Below are 20119 nucleotides of genomic sequence, written 5' to 3'. Positions count from 1 at the left end.
ATAGAAATCTAGTTCTTAAATGTTAGAAATTACTAACCCCTTTCTCTAACCAAGCCTTATATTCTGGAACGTCTGGTAAATAGCCTACAGGTTCTACTAATTGTTCTTCGTTATGATCGATGATAACATAAAAGGGTTGTGAGTTCGACTTGTATTTTATAGTTTGCATCTCACTCCATTTTTGTCCGATGTACTTTAGTTGTTTTCCTGGTCTTAATTTAGACTCTCTAACTTCTTCGGGTTTTAATTCACGCTTATCATCTACATATAATGAAATTAGAACCACATCATTTTTAAGAATATCTAAAACACTAGGATCTGGCCATACATTTTGTTCCATCTTTCGGCAGTTCACACAGGCCCAACCCGTAAAATCTAACATCACCGGTTTGCCTACTTTTTTGGCATAAGCTAAGCCTGTATCATAATCGTCGAAAGCTAAAATATTGTGTGGTGGTATTAAATGACCCCCTTCAGGAACTTCTTCATGATGCCCGCCAGGAACATTTGAAGAACCTAATTGCGTATAGCCAACACCATAAGGCGACTCGCTATAATGCTGTGGTGGAGGAAAAGCACTAATTAAATTTAGAGGTGCTCCCCAAAGCCCTGGAATCATATAAATGGTAAAGGATAAAATAATAAGCCCTAAAGACAATCGACCTACAGAAATGTGTGTAATTGGTGAATCGTGAGGCAGCTGTATTTTCCCAAAAAGGTAAAAAGCTAAAGCACCAAAAACTGCAATCCAAATGGCAATAAACACTTCACGCTCTAACCAGTGTAATTGTAGTACCAAATCGGCGTTTGATAAAAATTTGAAGGCTAAAGCCAATTCTAAGAATCCTAATACCACTTTCACGGTGTTTAACCAGCCGCCCGATTTTGGTAAAGAATTTAACCAACCCGGAAAGGCTGCAAAAAGAGCAAATGGTAAGGCTATGGCTAATGAAAAACCTAGCATACCTACAATAGGACCAATCTGACTACCACCAGCAGCGGCTTGAACCAGCAAAGTTCCTACAATAGGACCTGTACAAGAAAATGACACAATAGCTAAGGCTAAAGCCATAAAAAAGATACCTATTAATCCGCCTCTATCGGCTTGACTATCCACTTTATTCGCCCATGAATTAGGCAGCATAATTTCGAAAGCACCTAAAAAAGATGCAGCAAAAACGAGTAATAGTAAGAAGAAAATAATATTAAACCATACATTGGTCGATAGGGCATTCAGGGCATCGGCTCCAAAAATTAGGCTCACTAGAATCCCTAAAAGCACATAAATTACAATGATACTTACACCATAAATAATAGCATTTTTAATGCCCGCTGCTTTGTTTTTACTTTGTTTCGTAAAGAAACTCACCGTCATAGGAATCATAGGAAACACACAAGGGGTTAACAAGGCAGCAAAGCCTGAAAAAAAAGCAATAAAAAAGATGGACCAAAGCCCTTTGCTTGTTGCTTCTTTTTTAGTTTTTTCTATGTTTTTTTCTAAAGCTTGTGCTTGATCAACATCTGAATTTGTATTTGTTGCCACGGCCTTTTCATCACCAAGTTTAAAATCTAAATCAACCTCGGTTGGCGGCAAACAACGAGTATCATCGCAAACCATAAACTCAACCATTCCTTTGATTGTTGAAGTGGCTTGTGAAACTTTTATATTTTGAATAAACTTCACTTTCCCTTCAAAATATTTAATTTCCATTTCAAAAATCGGATCTTGAATGGTATGTCCTTCACCTTCAATAGTATTTCCGTTTAATTGGAAATTTTCTTCAGAATTATCGTAAATAAATGTTGTTGGAATAGGACCGCCTTCGGGTACCGTTTGTGAATACAAGTGCCAACCAGCATCGATTTGTGCTGTAGAAATTAAATTGTACTCGGTATCAGATATTTTTTCAACCGAAGTTGTCCACTTCACAGGATCTAAAACTTGGCTATTAATAATACCAAAGGTTAAAAAGGTGAGCGCTATTAATAAATTTTTCATTAAATAGATGTTTAATTGATTGCTTTAGTTAAAGAACTACTTGATAGAATTTTCCGTTATTAAAACCTTCAAGAACTATATCTTGATATATTTTTATGAATATGTTAACCCATGTTTTCAGAAATTAAAAAGGGCTACTTTTTCAAATAACCCTTTTAACCTTTCTAAACTTTGATCTTGACTAACTCAAATGTTTATATATGAAAGAATAGAGTAACTACGTAAAATTACTTTATACTATAAACTAACCACCAACACATGGTTTACGACATGGATACTATATATCGAGTGCATTAAAAACTTCGATTAATTTCGGGTCTGATGGTCTTGGTGCATTGGCATCAACAATATTTCCATCTGGACCTATTAAAATGAAACGTGGTATTCCCTTTATTTGATACGATTTGATAAATTCACTTTTCCAATCATGATCTGCAATTAACTGAACTCCTGAAAGTTCTTTGCGTTCAACCATTTTTCTCCAAGAACCGCGTGCCTTTTCTACATCAATAGAAATACTCACAAATGCTATTTTTTTACCGTGGTATTGTTTTTCAACTTTTTTTAGCGAAGGAATTTCACCGATGCAAGGCGCGCACCATGTTGCCCAAACATCGATATATACATACTTGCCATTAAAGTCACTTAAAGATGTTGTTCCTCCAGCATGATTTTCATAATCTGTAAAGATTGGTGATGGCTGACCTGCAGATAAGAGCTTTAAATTTTCATAATTCTCTTTTAAGGACTCTTTATGCTTTGGCTCTGTAGATACCGTAAGGAAGGTATTATAGTATTCATCTAATTTATCGGTATAACGAATATCGGTACTAGCTGCTGCGAACAACAAATTATTCTTTATTTTTTCAACAGGAATGGCTCCGAACACTTTTAATTTCGTAAAGTATTTATCTGTACCATCTCGCATGGCTTGTTCTTCAGCTTTTCGATTAAAATGTGCCGAAACTAAATTACGGTAAGATCCACCTCGATTATATGCAGCTTCGTTTAAATAATTTACAGTATCTAATGGTTTGAAATAATCTTCTGAAACCTTAAAATCTGGTTGTTTAGTAAACATACGATGTAAGCTCGGGTATTTCGCTAAGGTTAAAAGGTGATAATACCTTAACTCTTCACGCTCAGATTTTTCAAAGGCTTTTGGTAAATTTGGAAAGCTGTCTAAGTAGCTCGTGTAGCTTTCAGAAAGTTCGGCCTCTTTTGTTAAAAAATCCTTTTCGTCTAAAGAGTAAAACGCTGTGTTGTTCCCTCTTACGCGTTTAATACGTTCAATTTTAGTCATTAGATATTTTGATCCATCGGTATCGGTTCCTGTTAACTTGGCTGATTTTTTAAAATGTTTTAAATCTGCTGTTAGGTTATATTCTGATCCGTTAGTAAAATAAAAATCTAATCTATTTCTAGAGTCAAATAACACGTAATGGCCTTCACCTTGAGTTAGGGTGTCTGAAAAAGTACCATCTTCATTTAGTTCAATAGTGATAGTGCCTTCATCGCCTCCTAGCATTAGTTTTTTTGAAGGGACATTTTCTATTTTCCCAGAGAAGACTATATAGTCCTTAGTTTGTTTGTTTTCTGCGCAAGACGTTAAGCATAACGCAACAAGCAATATGGCAATTTGTACTTTCATTGTTTATGTTTTTATAAAGCATTAGTTTACTTATTGAGATATATAAATGAGAATTTATTTATACATTTCAACATTAATTATAAGCTAGAGCACTATGCCCTTTTTATTTTTTATTTATGATATTTTATTATTGAAGTCGAATGCCATCTAAACAAAATGAAGCAGGATAAATCATTTCTCCTTGATCGTTAACATGAGATGAGGTTACTTTAAACAACACCTTATCTACTGTACCCAAAGCAGTTAAATCTACTTTTTTCCAATCGTTTAAAACAAAATTATAATCAGGATATTCAGGATCTACATCTGGCATTAAGCCTAAATAAAACTCTACATTTCCAGTGGTACTTCCATTTAACGAGCCTTCAATAATTAATTTTAAATAGCCTGTGTTGAAATCTGCATAAGCCTCATTGTATGCCTCTTTATAGGCGGCTTCTGCTTCGTCTTCTGTTCCACCAGCATCTAAAACAGCTTGTTTAGCAACTTCTCCTGCTGCCTCACCCACTTTACGCTTGGCAACTTCTTTATGATTTCTTAATGATAGTGCCTCCTGATTATTAGGTGCAGGTAAACTAAAAGCACTAAAAAGATCTGTACTTGTATTATCTATTTTAGGGTTTTGAACAGCTCGACCAGTAAACAAATAAGCCCTTGTATCGGGGTCTATGGTTCCCGAATAAATAGATCCATAACTAGCTAAAAGGTAATTATAAGAGGTATTTGCTACTAAAACATGTTCTACAACTCCAGGCTGTGCCAAAGTAAAAAAGGCATTATCTCCTGTTGCATTCCCTACTAGATAATTTTCTGTTCTGTTCACCCTATTAGTAAAGACACTAAAAGCTGTTGAATCTATAGCTTCTTGCGTTTCTTCTGGAGTAAGTCCTACTGCAGGAGCAAAGTCTCTACTTAAACTCCAAGGATAAGATCGAAAGTTTTTATTAGACAAAGCAAACCCACTAAACTGTCCGCCAGCGGGATTAGATACATTTACAGTGATGACTCCCGACTCCGAGTTACCAACTTGAAATGGAGCGTCATAAATTTCATACGTAAAACGATCTAATTCTATTTCATTAAAAGTAATATCATTTGGATAAGGAATTTTAACCTCTAATTCATCGTCACAAGCATGAAATAAAGTGATACATGCTAAAGCCGTTATATATTTTGAAATTATCTTCATAAACTAAAATTTAAATTATTGTAATCCAGTATTTTGCTCAATTAACTTATTGTATTGCATCTCTACATTAGGAATAGGATAGCATAAATGATTTTCATCAATGGGCTCCCCTCTAATCGATTCAATCCAAAGTTTTCCTGCACCATCCTTAAACCTTAGGGCGGCAAAATATTCGCTACCATTTTCGATAAAGGTTTCTAAAAAGTACTCTTTAAAAATAGCATCCATCAAGTCTTGTTGCGTTGTAGGATTTAAACTATCCAAAATAGGATTTGTTCGTTTAGAGCGCATTTCATTAATAGGAGCTATAGCTTCGGCAATTGAAGCACCTGATCTTGCTAATAACTCTGATTTTAGGATATATAATTCTGGATATCTAAAGAAATAAGTATTGTATTTAAGATCTTGTGGACTAGCCAACTCTCCAGCATATCTACCAAGTCTTGCTACCTTGGTAAATGCAAATCTTGGTTGTGTATCCCATTCTATAGGTGCTCTTGCTTCACCTGTAATGATATCCCAGCGAGGATCGAATTGAAACCAATGGAAACCATACTCTAATCCGGCATCTAAATCGCCATTTACTGGCAATTTATTAGCATAACTCATAATCATATTGAAAGCATACGTATAACTAATGTTATAGTATCTACTTGCATTGTCGGATATGTAACTTGAGAATAAATTTTCTTCAGAATCCCAAGAATCTTGATAAACTTTAGCTAAATCACCTTGCATAGAAAAACCAGGAAGGCTTGTATTTAACACGTCATCTACCAAAGTAAGGGCTTCCTCTAAATTGGTTGTGCCGTCATTATACGCATTTCTGTAAAGTATTATTTTGGCCTTTAAAACTTTCGCAAATTCTTTAGATACATATCTATTACTTGTAAAACTCTCTAAATATTGAATAGCGAAATCAAGATCTTCAAAGATTTTCTCATAACTATCGCCTACATTTAGCCTACCAATTTCAATTTCATCTAAAGTAATCGCCTTTTCACGAAAAATGATTCCATTCGGGTTTGAGTCATCACTTGTCCACCAATGGCCATAATTCCAAAAAACGAAAATATTTGCAAAGGCTCTTAAACATCTGGCCTCGGCTAAAAACTCATTTTTTTCACCAAGATCAATTTGATCGGCGGTCATGTTTTCAATATTACTAATGGCAAAATTGGCCGCATTTAACGTTTTATAATATTCTAACCAGCGGTTTGGAATATTAACTGTTGTTTCGTTAGACTGGGAGTATTCCATATAGTAATCTCCACTAGACCATCTTACAAATCCAGCTTTAGCAGCAAAAGACACAAAAACTTTCCCTGAAAAGTTATCGGTATTCACAATAGATTCATAGATTCCATTTACAGCAGCACGAGCATCTTGAGCATTGGTTATGGCATTTTTTTCATTTAAAGAATAACTAGGTGTTAATTCTAAACTGTCTTCACAAGAAGTTACTGTGAAACCTAGAGCAATTAACGTTATATAAAATATATTTTTCATGTGTTGTCCGTTTTTATTGAATATTAAATCTAACTCCAAGACTGTAAATTTGTGCTGAAGGATACCTACTAGAATCAATTGACATTCCTGAACCAAGAGACGTACTAGACCAATTCCCTTGCGGATCAAACCCTGGATATTTAGTAATTGTAAATAAATTTGTTCCCTGAAGTGTTATTTCTATTCCGGTTAATGCTGAACTTGTAAATACAGAACTCGGCAACCTATAACTAACATTTAATGCATTTAAACGTATAAACGACGCATCGTGTAAATAGAAATCGGAAAACTTATTATTAGACCCAACGCCTCCAGGAGCCATTCTTGGGTAAAGTGCATCGTATGGACTATTTAAGATGGTACTTTGTCCTGCTATTAAATTACTTTGGTTTTCGTTTCTAGTATTAGCCACATCGGTATAAGGCATGTTCCAGAACCTTTTGTGTCCATACGCATAGGAAAATGTGGTATTAAAATTAAAGTTTTTATATTGATAGGTTAATCCAAAACCACCAAAACCTTTAGGTGTCGAGGTTCCAATGTTAACACGGTCGTCGTCGGTTATTTGGCCATCTCCATTTTGATCTATAAAAATAAGATCTCCAGCCGTTTCCGTAGAGCTGTTTAGGTACGTTGGTTGTCCAGTAGAAGTCACATTATCTACAAGCCCATAGGTATCTTCTGCATTTACATAGAAACGCCCTGCGGTTTCTAATCCGTACCACTGGCCTATCTCGCCTCCTTCAACTAATCGAATATATGGAGTCCTGGTATTTGGAAAATATAATTCTTCAAGTGAGCCATTAATTTTTGTAACCTTGGTTACATTTTTCGAGAAATTAAAATCGAAGGCTAAACGATGCTTAGCCGTTTGAATAATATTGTATGTAATATCAAACTCGAATCCTTTATTACTTATAGATGCCACGTTTGAGGTGACATCTTTAAATGATGAACTCCAAGCAATTGGTTTATCATAAATTAAATCTTTACTAGATTTTTCATAAATACCAATAGACCCAGAAAGACGATGATCAAAAAACCCAAAGTCTAATCCTAAATCAAACATTTCGGTTTGTTCCCATCCTAGATCTGGGTTTCCAATTGTAGCTGGCGCTAATCCAGGACTATCGTTATAAATAATTGAATTAATTCTAGTAATCCAGTCGAAATCTCCAAGGTTTTGAGACCCTGTTACCCCTAAAGATGCTCTTAATTTTAAATAAGAAACATATTTTTTCGCTTGTGTAGATTTAATGAAGTTCTCCTCTGAAATTAACCAAGCTAGTGCTCCTGATGGAAAGATTCCAAAACGATTATCTTCTCCAAAACGTGACGAACCATCGCGACGTACTGTTCCGGAGATAATGTAGCGATCAGCGAACTTATAATGTACACGAGCAAATTGAGAGATTAAGGCATTTTGTGAAGTAGTCTCATCTACATCGGTTATATCGGCAGCCGATCCAAAATTATTAAGAACCTCATCATCCGGAAAATCTTCGCCTTTTATGTAATAATATCTTTTCTTACTGCCCTCTCCAGAGTAACCAGCTAAAAGGGTGATATCATGTTTATCCCCTATTAATTTGTTATAAGACAAGGTTGCCTCCATGACATCAAAAGTAGTTTTACTACTAGACCAAGTCCTGTTATTAAATTCGTTATTATCACTACTACCCAAACGATTATACCTTAAGGACTCTGCATCTGAGTAATTAATGGTATAGGCACCTCTTAAATTTAAGTCTTTTATAATTTCATAATTTACATAAGACGTTGTATTCAATACAAGCCCTGTTGAAGTATTGGTATTAAGTAGTGTTGTATACGGATTTTCAGTATATATATCGGCAGTAAAAATAGAACCATCTGGGTTATACGGAGGTAAATCTGGTCGAGTCCCTTTTAAACTTCCTAACATCCCGTCCTTATCATCTGCGGTACGGGTACTAGCGTTTAAGTTTAAACCGAAAGTGAATTTATCACTTATTTTAGTGTCGAAATTAAGTCGACCACCGTAGATCTCACTTTTACCAGATTTAATAATCCCGTCTCTGTCATTGTAGTTAAAGGACACAAAATAAGTCGTTGCTTCCGATCCACCTCGAACTGAAAAATTGTGTTGTACAGCTAAGGGATTTTGTGTCATTTCATCTTGCCAATTGGTATTAGAATCATAAAACGCATTAGCTAATACCGTTAAATCTGAAGCATCAAATTCACTAGTATTTAAATTTAATAAGGCATCTTTATCTAGAAATATTTCTGTATAACTATTAAATCCTCCATTGCTAAGCACTGATTCTTTACTTGCTGCAATAGTAAATTCCTTGTAGGCATCGGTTTCAAATAACTGATAATCATTAAAATCCATTGCTGTAAGCCCCACTCTAGATGATATTTCCAACATTGGCTTACTCTGGTGTTTTCCTCTTTTAGTCGTTACCATAATAACACCATTGGCTGCTCTAGACCCATATACAGCAGTTGCTGATGCATCTTTTAAAATATCGACACTTTCTATATCATCAAGATTTAAGTTATTTAAGGCATTGGTTACATTCCCTGAAGTGGTTGAAGTATACTGCGGAACACCATCAATAACCCATAATGGTTGGTTATCTCCCGATAGCGATGATTGCCCTCTAATAATAACACTAATAGGAGAAGTTGGTGAAGCAGACTGTACTTGCACACTAACCCCGGCAGCTTTACCTTGTAGCATACTTTCAATAGTAGCTTCCATTGGGGCATTTTCAATGTCGGTAGCAGTTATTCTAGAAATTGAACCGGTAGCATCTTTTACTTTAGAAGTCCCGTAACCAATTACAACAACCTCTTCTAAATTATCAAGGTTAGGAATCATTTTTACCTCAATATAGGTTTTATTAAAAATAGACTCCTCTACATCTTTAAACCCCATGTAACTAAAAACTAAAGTAGAACTTTCATTAACATTGCTCACCTTGATGGAAAATTTACCATCAAAATCGGTAACAACTCCATTTCTAGTTCCTTTTAGCACAACCCCTACTCCAGGCAATGGCATCCCTAAATCATCTGACACATAACCTGTTATTATTTGCTGTAATATGCTGGGCGCCGTTGTGACTTTATTGGTTTGAGTATCTCTACTTTTAATAACAATTGTATTTTGTTCTGCAAACTCATAAACAAACCTTCCTTTAGACAAACTCATATCTAAGAGTTCATTGGCAGGAAATATCCCTTTTTTCAATGCAATTTTTGGATAATTTTCAAATAAATCTGCACGATATATAAAAGCGTAATCAGTTTGATCTTTAATTAGCTTAAATACTTCGTCAACAGAAACAACTTGGTTATCTTTAATTTCAATTTTAGCATTTTGAGAGAATCCATTTTTAGTAGTTAAACTAAATACAGTCATTGAAAAAAGAAAAATAAATGTTTTCATGATGAGTGATAAAAACCTTCCCTTAAAAAAGAGAAGTAGGTTGGTGTTTTTTTTCATAAATTTACATGTTGGTTTATTAATCAATTGTTAGGGATAGCACTGGCGGTGAGATGTTTAGTATTATCCCTTTTTTTATTCTATTATAATACGCTTATTTTCAATTCGATAATTCATATTATTGGTGTTTTTTATAATTTTTAGAATATATTCTATAGATTGTTGTTTGTTTAAAACTCCGGTGAAAGCAATACTTTCCATATCTTCATTAACAAATACAAAGTCAACATCATACCATCTTGAAAGCACTTTCATGATATCCTTTAAAGGTTTATTTGTAAAACTAAATGCGCCTTTACGCCAAGAAATAACTTCTGCTACATCTACTGTAGAAATTTCAAAATCATTTTTACTTTGAGAGAGTCTTGATTGTTCTCCTGGCTGTAAAATATTCTGATTTATATCATTAGTAACCGACACACTTCCTTCAACCAGAGTGGTAAGTATTTCAGTTTCATCTTTATATGCTTTAACATTAAAACTTGTACCTAACACCGTTAAGCTCTGTTCGTTTGTTTTTACTGTAAATGCATCGCCGTTATGCTTTGTACTTTTTGTAACTTCAAAATAAGCTTCGCCATAAACCAGCTCGACTTCTCTTGACTGTCCTTTTATAAAATTAACCGGGTATTTTATTTGGGAATCTGAATTTAGCCAAACTCCGGTCCCATCGGATAGTTTAATTTTATACTGACCTCCTCTAGGCACAGTTAAAAAATTAAATTCTAATTTTTGATTATTGGCCTCTACAACATCATAGGTAATTTCCTTTCCACTACCACTAATGCCTTGATTATGGTAAACGTTAGTGCTATCTAGGAACACAGTAGAACCATCTGACAGCGTAAGAACCGCTTTATCTGTTCCTATTTCAATTTTAGTATCAGCTACTATCGTTTCCTCATTATCCGTATCAATACTATTAAAAACAAAAGTTAAACCAAGAATTAAAGCTATAGTTGCAGCCGCGGCATACTGCCAATAATAGGTTTTCTTTGGCATGTTTAATTTCGATTTTAAAACTTGCCAATCTGCCTTTTTATCTATTTTATTTTTTAACTGTAACCGAGATTCAATTTCTGATTTATTGGTTAATCTTTTTAAAATATCTTCTTTTTCTTCAGAAGTGAATAAATCTGAAGATTCCAACGATTCTACCTTTTCATCTTTTAAAAGTGATGCAGCAATCTGCTTAGATAATATTATAATTTTATTAAAATTGATCATTCGGTGTTACTGGTGTTTATAATGAAGACGACAAAACTCTTTGATGGGGTTAAGAAAAAATTAACTTTTTAAACTTAAATTTAAAGTTTTAACAATCTTAACTTAATAAGATGCCGAAAAAATGTTTATTAATAAGAAGAATCAAAAACAAAAGCTATAAAAACAAAATAGTTTTTTAACAATGGTCTTAAACGTTTGTATGCTATTTTTTTCTGTGCTTTAACGGTATTCACAGAAATGCCTAATTGGTCAGCAATTTCAACATTTGTAAATTCTTTTATACTTAATCTTATAATTTGAGCACATTTATTAGGAAGTGTATTAATAGCTTCTTCAATTCGGGTTGAAGCCTCTTCAATAACCACTTCTTTTAGATAAAATGATTCTTTATTTAGGTTGTCTATTTCTACAACCGTCATATGATCCGTAGCCTTAAACCGTCTACTTTTTAAAAAATCTAAAGCCTTATTTTTTACAGAAGTATATAAATATGATTTTATAGCCAGCTCATTTTTAAATTCAATTTTATCTTCCCAAACTTTAATAAAAACATCTTGTACGAGGTCCTTTGCTATATCGATATCATTAACATAACTTTTTGCAAAAACACACAACGACGTGTATAAAGAATCGAATACGTTTTTATAGGCTTTTATAGAGAGTGTATGTGTATCTTTAGTGTGGGGCAATTAGCAATTTATTTATATAGGATTTCAAATCTAACCAAAAATTAATAAAGTAAAAGTTGGCGAATGGCTTTTTATGATTTAACCAAAAAATGAATATCAAAATAATGCATTAAACCAACATAACTATTAAAATTTATTAATTTACAAACAATAGATTAAAAATCATAACTATTTAATTATCTAACGAATAAACTGAATACCTTTCATTTTGAGTTAGCCCTTAATTTATATAGGAATCACAAAAAACCCACAATAACTGTAAGCTTAAATGTTTAGAATGCCTTTTCAAAAAAGCTTTTTAAGAATCAATAGTTTCTAAATAGAGGTCTTCTAATGCTTTTAAAGTAATATCTTCACTTCTAAAAGATTCTACCAAATGGCCTTCTTTCATAATCCCGATATGTGTAGCAATTTGTTTTGCTCGGAAGATATCATGAGTTGCCATAAGAGTTGCCACACCTTTTGCTTTTAGGGTTAAAAGCAGGTTTGAAAATTCGTTGCTAGCCCTTGGATCTAGTCCAGATGTGGGTTCATCTAAAAGCAAAACTTTAGCCTGTTTAGCCAAGGCAATAGCAATCCCTACTTTTTGTCGCATCCCTTTCGAGTAGGCCGAAACACGTTTTAAATGAGCATTTGATTGTAAACCTGCTTCTGACAAAAAATTAATAAGCTCGGCCTTAGTGTATTTTTTATTTGCTAACCCCACAAAATACTCTAAATTTTCTAAGCCTGTTAACGTAGGATAAAGCATCAAGTTTTCTGGAATATAGGACAAGTATTTTTTAGTTTCCATGTTCTTTTTACCTACATCTAATCCATTTATACTCACAAGGCCTTTTGTGGGTTCTATAAAACCTAAAAACAAATTAATGGTGGTTGATTTACCTGCACCATTGGCTCCCAACAAACAATATATATCGCCTGCTTCAACCTTAATATTCAAATTATTAAGAGCACAAAAGTTGTTATATTCTTTTCTTAAATTAATTGCTTCTAACATATCTAATTATTTTTTGGTTTTGGGAAATGATTATAATCCTCTACGGTTAGTTTTTGATGATTTTTGTACTTGATATAAAAATATTGGGTCCATTCTTTTTGAAAATTTACAGCTTTCTTCTGAAAATCCAAATAATGCTGTGTATCTGTTCCAGCAATTTTGTTCATGGTATTTTGAAGTAAAATAGCCGGAGAAAGCCAGCTTAAACTATTAGCTAATGCCCGTTGTTTAGTAGATTGATTTTCAAACTTACTTTCAAACGCGTTCATAAATTTTCTTTTCTCATCTAAAAGAATAAAGTTCTTATCCCAATACGCTCTAACCCTATTAGTTGTTTCACCTTTATTTTCTTTTTCTGAAGGATTTTCTTCATAATACTTTTGTAAAACAGCCTCTTCTTTCTTTTCAAAATCCTTTTCAATATCTCTTTTGGCTGTGACATATTCCACCCTAGATGGCGAAGGATAAATACTACTTGATACAATATTTACGATGCTAGGTATAATCATAACAAAAAGCAACCATGTTCCTAAAAGGAAAATAATGTTTTGAGAAGACGATTTGTTAAGCAGGTTTATAAAAAATGCCAAGGCAAACCAAAACAGGGTATATAAAGCAATACCTAGAAGTACACTTAAATAAGCATCATTTAAGATATTAACCCCTACAAGAATTAAAGATACCGAAAGTAATACACTTATTAGTAACACGATAAAAACATAGCGAAATACTATTTTTTTTAACAACCATAACTTGATGTTAATTGGCATGGACAACAATAACCTTAATGTGCCTTGTTCTTTTTCCGAAGACAGAATATTGTAGCTAAATGCAATTATTAAAAGCGGTAATATAAAAACAAATACAAAGGCTAAATCGAAACCTCCAGTGGCAATATTTAATGGATTTTCAAAATTATCGTTATCCTTACCTGCATTGGTAGATGATATATTAATTTTAGTATAATAAGGAAAAATATCGCTTTGTCCGTTACTAATAACAGCGAGAGGCGCTGGCTTGGATGTTAAATAAATACCTCCATAATAATTTCCCATACCCACAGGGTTCGATGGGTCTTCAAAAAATCTAGCAGGAGCCTTTTGCTCTCCGTTTTCTATAGATTTCAAGGTGTTTTTATGATTGGTATAGAATGTTTGCTCTTTTTCTTTAACCAAGGTAATCCCCTTTAATTGTTTATCAACTCTAGATTTTCCGTTAAATGATGCAAATACAATAAACAGAAACAGAAAGCATACTAGAATTAATACTAAAGGATTTCTAACTATATTTTTAAGTTCTAGTTTAATCATTTCAATTTATTTTTATAAACAGATAACAATACCAAAAGCCCGCTGAACACCCACCATAATATTAAATACAATAGGTTACTCTTGCTTTTTTCCATGGTTTGAGCTAATGTTAAAGGATGGTAATCAAACTTTAGGTTTTCCTTAAAAAAGTCGGAGTCCACCGCTCCTCTTGGACCACTATTTAAACTGCTAATTAGTGCATTCCTATACTCTTCAGCTTGATAAGTGAAATTATAATGCGATTGCAAATCGCTTTTGGCAAATTGCATAGATAACATGCGCATTAAAATTGTTGGAGAGATAAACGCATTAAGTTGATGTACTTTAAGTTGATCTAGATATACATTATTTAATTGCGTCATAGCATTTTTATAAACCGCGGTTTCATGTTTTTCACCTTCTTGCATAAGCAACTGACGATAACTAACAGGAAGTGAATCTATACTCTTTACTTGGTACGTTTTTAAAAGACTATCTTTAAAAGCTATGGCTTTTTCAGAGGTCGGATCGTGACCATTTATACCATTGTCTAGTGCCTTTTTTATGTTTTCTTGATAAGCAATGGCTGAAGGTGTTTTATGGGTTTTCTTAGAAATATCGGCAGTTAATTTTGGCATAAGAAGTGCCGAAATCATCCAAAAACTTAGTAGAATAATTAAAGAAAAGTTACTGTTTTTAGCCCATACTGATGCAGCGATAGACAGATGAATAAAAACACCATAATAAAGCAACAAACTAAATACAATAAGTATATAGCGTAAAAGGTCTCCATTTTCGTAATTTGAAAATAGAATAAAACAAAAACCAAGTATAATAACAGGGACTAACAATAAAAGTATGGCAAACCACATGCCTAAAGCTTTGCCTAAAACCAGTTGTCGTTTCGATGCGCCTTGGCTAAGTATAAGTTGCAACGTGCCACTTTCTTTTTCGGTAGTATAACTATTGAAGCCTAATAAAATAATAAGTAAGGGCATTAGATATATAAAAACATAGGCCGGGCTTAAATCGGCAAATCTAGCCAAATCATTCTGATCTGTAATTTGCTTATACGATGCCGAATTTTGCCGATGGGCTTCTAAAAAAACAGAAACACCCAGGTATTTATTAAGTCCGTTATCTATTAATGAAAGTACAGGAATAGGCTTAAATGCAAAAGTACCGTAGTGACCAGCAGAATGAGCACTTTTTTTACCTTGGTTTTCCCATTGTACTCTCGCTAATGCTTCGGCAGCTTGATGCTCTTTTTGAATTTTTATATTCGTATTCCAACTAATTATCATTGAGAATACAAGTAGTATTAATAATATTATACTGGTTAAACGAAATCTATTATTTCGTAAAAGTTCCTTTACTTCTTTTTTTGCTATTAATAGAATCATAGGAGAATTTGAAGAATATTTTTTTATACTATATGCTAAACTTAATACTTGTTAATAATTGAAACAACCATTACCAAGAAACCATTTTCATTGTTTCAGCACTAAAACCAAGTATTTCATAAGTTTACAATTTACACATTTTAAACCTAGCCAAGCTTAATTGGCTTAATACTTGCTTTTTTACTTCCCTGTCAAGAATAAGTTCTCGATTTAAAGGATTTGTAAAATAAATTCGCTTGATATTTATTATAAATAATAAAAGCAGAAAAGAACAAAAACAAAGTTTCGTTCTTTTCTGCCATTTGTATTACTATGGTTAACAAACAGTAGAACCGCTTATTTTTTTACAAATTTAATAGCATTTCCAGTTTCCAGTTTTAATACATAAATTCCACTTACTAAATTAGTAATTGTAATTTTTTGATTAGCAGAGATAGTTCCAGAACCAACTACAGCTCCTAAAACATCAAATATTTTATAGTTTTCAGTAGTTTTTAAACCTGAAACTTCAACAAAATCTGATGATGGACTAGGAAATAATTTCAGGTCGTTAGATGCATACACATCATCAACTGTTAAAGTCGCTCCGTCAAGAAATGTAAATAAATGTCTTCCGTCATTGGTACCACTTGTTCTAGTAAAAGTTAGTGTGGTAACAGGGCCAGAAAATTCTATAATTCCTTTACCTACGCCAGCGACTAAGGTTTTGGAATCGGCTGCTGTTAAGTCATATTCTGATCTAATAACAAAATCGTGATTGAATACTGTGGTTGAAAACACCCAGTCTTTTACGTAAAATTTTAAATTTGGTATAGCCTGTGCAAAAGTAACAGTACAAGTGTAGCTTCCAACAGGCTTATATCTAATTCCTGGTGTATTCCATGCTCCTTCATGTGCAGAATAGGCTTCCCCTGTAAAACCTCCATAGGCGTAATTTTCTGCCCCATTTTCTGCAGCCATATCTACGGTAAAACTCACTCCTCCCAATGTACCTGTTGTGGCTGATGTAAAAATTGCAAAATTAGAATCTTGAGCATAAGTTAAACCAGTTGTTGCTAATCCAATAATTGCCAATAAAAAGTTTTTGTAAATTTTTTTCATGTGTGTAAAGATTTAATTGTTAAAGGTTTTAATTTACGTTTTGATAATTTGTAGTGTAAATCAGGATTTTATATTTAGTGATACGTAAGCGCCGCTATTAATCTAATATGACCATGATTTCACTAAATTCTATCAAGAATTTTAACTACTGTTTTTTACTAAGACGATAAAACTCTTTAGTAGGGTTAAAAAAAAGTTAATTTTTTTTTATCAATATGTCTTTTATTTAACAATAACGTGTTAAAAAATATTATGAATCCAATAATTCCTTTAATAGAATCCTATGTTATAATGAGTTACGTTGTGTTTTCTTAATTTAACACAAGGTTGATACAACAACACGAATCGGCTAGACTGGCTAGTTTTGGCGGTGGTAATTTCCCTGGTTTTCAAGAAATTTTCGTTAATAACGATGAACTTACAAAAACCCTCGAAATCGTAACTGATATTACAGCTAGTTTGGAGGAAGAATAACAAGATTAAACCTTTTTTCTATCGACCATAGTTTAACGAATAAAAAGATAAAACCCCATCAGTATTTAAAATCTGATGGGGTTTTTGGTTTTAGGTTGTTTGCTTTAGGCTTTAGGCAATGTTACAACATTAATCATGAAACGAAAGCCCTAACTTTTAACTTTCAAACTGCTTCAAAGTTGTTGTAATGATCTTAACGCAATCTAACAACTCCTCCTTAGTCATCACTAAAGGTGGTGCAAATCGGATAATATTCCCATGGGTTGGTTTAGCTAGTAAGCCATTTTCTTTAAGCGCCACACAAATATTCCAAGCGGTATCACTGTCTTCGTCATCATTAATAACAATGGCATTAAGCAAGCCTTTACCACGAACCAAGTTCACGATACCACTTGTTTCAATATAAGCGTTTAATTCACTTCTAAACAAGACTCCTAACTCTAAAGCTTTATCGGCCAATTGCTCATCTTCAACAACTTCTAGAGCAGCCATCGCAACAGCTGCTGCAACTGGATTCCCTCCAAAAGTACTACCGTGATTTCCTGGCTTTATAACGTTCATCACCGGGTCATTGGCTAAAACTGCCGAAACCGGATACACACCACCACTAATCGCTTTTCCTAAAATTAAAATATCTGGTTTCACATTTTCATGATTTACCGCTAATAGTTTTCCTGTACGAGCGATTCCTGTTTGCACTTCATCAGCAATAAAAAGCACATTATATTTCTCACATAAAGCCTTCGCTTTGGTTAAATAACCTTCGTCAGGCACATAAACTCCGGCTTCACCTTGTATCGGTTCAACCAAAAACCCTGCTACATTAGGGTTGTTTTTTAAGTTCTCTTCTAAGGCATCAAGATTATTGTATTCAATTTTTATAAATCCTTTTGTGTATGGCCCGAAATTTTTACGTGCCACAGGATCGTTAGAAAATGAAATAATTGTGGTGGTTCTACCGTGAAAATTGTTTTCACAAACTATTATTTCGGCTTCATTTTCATCAATAGATTTTACTTCATAAGCCCATTTTCTACATATTTTCAAAGCCGTTTCAACTGCTTCGGCTCCTGTATTCATTGGTAAAAGCTTATCGAATTTGAAATATTCACATGCAAATTTTTCAAATTTTCCGAGCATATCATTATAAAATGCACGCGATGTTAAGGTTAGGGTTTGCGCTTGATTTACCATAGCACCCACAATTTTTGGATGGCAATGCCCTTGGTTTACTGCCGAGTATGCCGATAAGAAATCGTAATACTTTTTTCCTTCAACATCCCATACAAACACACCTTCTCCCCTGTTTAATACTACAGGTAGTGGATGGTAATTGTGTGCACCATACTTGTTTTCTAATGTAATCGCTTCTTGCGAACTTAATTGGTTTAAAACAGCCATTTTAAATAAATTTAAATGTTTGTATCTAATCTAATAGATACTTAAAATAACCATTCCTTCTGTACCTTTATCCTTCCGAAAAGTCTCGAAAATTCAGCGTGGGAGAGAAATCATCCCTAGAGCCCGCAAATTACAAATAAAACAACACCTCAAAAAATGTTTTAGACAATCTTACAACTTCAAATTCTGAAATCATTAAAAAAGAAAATAACAATTTTTAACTTCTCTCAATAAAGTATAAAGGAGTTCATTATTTTTGCAGCATGGCAAGAAAAAAAACAAGAAAACAAGTTTTTGAAAACGTAGAAGTAATTGATGCTGGAGCAAAAGGTAAAACTATTGCAAAAGCTCCAGATGGCAAGGTAATATTCCTTCCAAATGCTGTTCCTGGCGATGTTGTTGATGTGCAAACATTTAAGAAACGTAAAGCCTACTACGAAGGAAAAGCAACGGCTTTTCATAAACTTTCAGATAAGCGTACTGAGCCCAAATGCGAGCATTTTGGAACTTGTGGTGGTTGCAAATGGCAAGACATGGCCTATGAGCACCAACTTTTTTATAAACAAAAAGAGGTTACCAACAATTTAACGCGAATCGGACATATAGAACTTCCAGAGGTTACCCCTATTTTAGGTTCTACTAACCAATATTTCTACAGAAATAAAATGGAGTTTTCTTTTAGCGATAGCCGATGGTTAACGCTTGAAGAAGTACAATCGGACGAAGATTTAGGCGATAGAAATGCCCTTGGATTTCATATTCCTGGCATGTGGGATAAAATTTTAGACCTTAATAAATGTCACCTTCAAGCAGACCCTTCTAATGCTATTAGAAATGCGGTTAAAGCTTTTGGAATCGAAAATAATCTTGAGTTTTTTAACACCAGAAACCAAACCGGCTTTCTACGTACCATGATGATTAGAACGTCTTCTACGGGCGATATCATGGTCATGGTTCAATTCTTCAAAGAAGACAAAGAAAAGCGTGAACTACTTTTAGATTTTATTGCTGAAAAATTCCCAGAAGTAACCTCGTTACAATACGTTATAAACGGCAAGGCTAACGATACTATTTACGATCAAGAAGTGATTTGCTATAAAGGGCAAGACCATATTTTTGAAGAAATGGAAGGCTTAAAGTTTAAAATTAATGCCAAGTCCTTTTATCAAACGAATTCCGATCAGGCTTACGAACTTTATAAAATCACTAGAGATTTTGCTGGATTATCAGGAAACGAATTGGTGTACGATTTATATACTGGAACAGGAACTATTGCTCAGTTTGTTGCTAAAAAAGCAAAAAAAGTAGTTGGTGTAGAAGCCGTTCCCGATGCTATAACAGCTGCCAAAGAAAATGCACAATTAAATGGTATTGATAACGTTGAGTTTTTTGTAGGTGACATGAAAAATGTATTTAATAGCACCTTTATTAAAACCCATGGTGAGCCAGATGTGATTATTACCGATCCGCCTCGAGATGGTATGCATAAAGATGTGGTGCAACAAATACTCAATATAGCGCCTAAAAAAGTAGTTTATGTGAGCTGTAATAGTGCCACACAAGCCCGTGATTTAGAACTTATGGATGCCCAATACAAAGTGGTAAAAACACAAGCTGTTGATATGTTTCCGCAAACTTTTCATGTTGAAAATGTTGTACTTTTAGAGCGTCGATAATTTAAAATTCTATGA

At 33.7% G+C, this 20119-nt stretch carries 14 protein-coding genes; 2 read left to right on the top strand and 12 right to left on the bottom strand.

The annotated features are described in order from the left end of the window. Positions 1–22: 22 nt before the first annotated feature. From A6I66_RS08640 to A6I66_RS08590, 11 genes are all read right to left on the bottom strand, one after another. Entirely contained in the window at positions 23–1999 is a 1977-nt protein-coding gene (locus tag A6I66_RS08640; RefSeq protein WP_067147831.1) for a protein-disulfide reductase DsbD family protein, read from the bottom strand. A gap of 277 nt (positions 2000–2276) precedes the next feature. Continuing rightward, complete coding sequence (locus A6I66_RS08635) at positions 2277–3650, bottom strand: TlpA family protein disulfide reductase (RefSeq protein ID WP_067147828.1); 1374 nt, start codon at positions 3648–3650, stop codon at positions 2277–2279. Between the two features lie 127 nt (positions 3651–3777). Then, on the bottom strand, positions 3778–4839 hold the full coding sequence (locus A6I66_RS08630; protein WP_067147825.1) for a DUF4465 domain-containing protein: 1062 nt from the start codon (positions 4837–4839) through the stop codon (positions 3778–3780). A gap of 15 nt (positions 4840–4854) precedes the next feature. Continuing rightward, entirely contained in the window at positions 4855–6348 is a 1494-nt protein-coding gene (locus A6I66_RS08625) for a RagB/SusD family nutrient uptake outer membrane protein (protein ID WP_157614154.1), read from the bottom strand. A gap of 13 nt (positions 6349–6361) precedes the next feature. Beyond that, positions 6362–9787: a SusC/RagA family TonB-linked outer membrane protein gene (locus A6I66_RS08620; protein WP_211267543.1), complete on the bottom strand. Its 3426-nt coding sequence runs from the start codon at positions 9785–9787 to the stop codon at positions 6362–6364. A gap of 132 nt (positions 9788–9919) precedes the next feature. After that, on the bottom strand, positions 9920–11071 hold the full coding sequence (locus tag A6I66_RS08615; RefSeq protein WP_067147818.1) for a FecR family protein: 1152 nt from the start codon (positions 11069–11071) through the stop codon (positions 9920–9922). A 128-nt stretch (positions 11072–11199) separates the two neighbouring features. Next, a complete protein-coding gene (locus A6I66_RS08610; protein WP_084399578.1) occupies positions 11200–11760 on the bottom strand; it encodes an RNA polymerase sigma-70 factor in 561 nt (186 codons plus the stop codon). Between the two features lie 298 nt (positions 11761–12058). After that, a complete protein-coding gene (locus tag A6I66_RS08605; RefSeq protein ID WP_067147815.1) occupies positions 12059–12760 on the bottom strand; it encodes an ABC transporter ATP-binding protein in 702 nt (233 codons plus the stop codon). Between the two features lie 2 nt (positions 12761–12762). After that, on the bottom strand, positions 12763–14070 hold the full coding sequence (locus A6I66_RS08600) for a DUF3526 domain-containing protein (protein ID WP_067147812.1): 1308 nt from the start codon (positions 14068–14070) through the stop codon (positions 12763–12765). After that, positions 14067–15452: an ABC transporter permease subunit gene (locus A6I66_RS08595; protein WP_084399576.1), complete on the bottom strand. Its 1386-nt coding sequence runs from the start codon at positions 15450–15452 to the stop codon at positions 14067–14069. Before A6I66_RS08595 ends, A6I66_RS08600 begins: the two co-directional genes overlap by 4 nt. Positions 15453–15788: 336 nt before the next feature. Next, entirely contained in the window at positions 15789–16553 is a 765-nt protein-coding gene (locus A6I66_RS08590; protein WP_067147806.1) for a T9SS type A sorting domain-containing protein, read from the bottom strand. A gap of 327 nt (positions 16554–16880) precedes the next feature. Between A6I66_RS08590 and A6I66_RS16640 the strand changes: the two genes are divergently transcribed. After that, the gene (locus A6I66_RS16640; protein WP_157614152.1) at positions 16881–17027 is read left to right on the top strand and encodes a hypothetical protein; all 147 of its coding nucleotides are present in this window, start codon (positions 16881–16883) and stop codon (positions 17025–17027) included. A gap of 156 nt (positions 17028–17183) precedes the next feature. Here A6I66_RS16640 and rocD read toward each other — a convergent pair whose 3' ends face one another. Next, positions 17184–18428, bottom strand: a complete 1245-nt coding sequence (gene rocD, locus A6I66_RS08585) for an ornithine--oxo-acid transaminase (RefSeq protein WP_067147803.1) — start codon at positions 18426–18428, stop codon at positions 17184–17186. Positions 18429–18691: 263 nt separating this feature from the next. Between rocD and rlmD the strand changes: the two genes are divergently transcribed. After that, on the top strand, positions 18692–20104 hold the full coding sequence (rlmD, locus tag A6I66_RS08580; protein WP_067147800.1) for a 23S rRNA (uracil(1939)-C(5))-methyltransferase RlmD: 1413 nt from the start codon (positions 18692–18694) through the stop codon (positions 20102–20104). Positions 20105–20119: the final 15 nt, after the last annotated feature.

This window comes from Pseudotamlana agarivorans, assembly GCF_001642835.1.
In the GTDB taxonomy this organism is placed as follows: Bacteria; Bacteroidota; Bacteroidia; order Flavobacteriales; family Flavobacteriaceae; genus Pseudotamlana; species Pseudotamlana agarivorans.
The sequence above is the reverse complement of the archived record's forward strand: the minus strand, read 5'-3'. Positions and strand labels throughout refer to the sequence as shown.

What these genes read in the sequence shown, in the direction of transcription:
- A6I66_RS08590 (WP_067147806.1), bottom strand. Translation starts at nt 16,553, where the DNA reads ATGAAAAAAATTTACAAAAACTTTTTATTGGCAATTATTGGATTAGCA.
- A6I66_RS08600 (WP_067147812.1), bottom strand. Translation starts at nt 14,070, where the DNA reads ATGATTAAACTAGAACTTAAAAATATAGTTAGAAATCCTTTAGTATTA.
- A6I66_RS08620 (WP_211267543.1), bottom strand. Translation starts at nt 9,787, where the DNA reads ATGAAAACATTTATTTTTCTTTTTTCAATGACTGTATTTAGTTTAACT.
- A6I66_RS08630 (WP_067147825.1), bottom strand. Translation starts at nt 4,839, where the DNA reads ATGAAGATAATTTCAAAATATATAACGGCTTTAGCATGTATCACTTTA.
- A6I66_RS08605 (WP_067147815.1), bottom strand. Translation starts at nt 12,760, where the DNA reads ATGTTAGAAGCAATTAATTTAAGAAAAGAATATAACAACTTTTGTGCT.
- A6I66_RS08635 (WP_067147828.1), bottom strand. Translation starts at nt 3,650, where the DNA reads ATGAAAGTACAAATTGCCATATTGCTTGTTGCGTTATGCTTAACGTCT.
- A6I66_RS08595 (WP_084399576.1), bottom strand. Translation starts at nt 15,452, where the DNA reads ATGATTCTATTAATAGCAAAAAAAGAAGTAAAGGAACTTTTACGAAAT.
- A6I66_RS08640 (WP_067147831.1), bottom strand. Translation starts at nt 1,999, where the DNA reads ATGAAAAATTTATTAATAGCGCTCACCTTTTTAACCTTTGGTATTATT.
- A6I66_RS08625 (WP_157614154.1), bottom strand. Translation starts at nt 6,348, where the DNA reads ATGAAAAATATATTTTATATAACGTTAATTGCTCTAGGTTTCACAGTA.
- A6I66_RS08615 (WP_067147818.1), bottom strand. Translation starts at nt 11,071, where the DNA reads ATGATCAATTTTAATAAAATTATAATATTATCTAAGCAGATTGCTGCA.
- rlmD (WP_067147800.1), top strand. Translation starts at nt 18,692, where the DNA reads ATGGCAAGAAAAAAAACAAGAAAACAAGTTTTTGAAAACGTAGAAGTA.
- rocD (WP_067147803.1), bottom strand. Translation starts at nt 18,428, where the DNA reads ATGGCTGTTTTAAACCAATTAAGTTCGCAAGAAGCGATTACATTAGAA.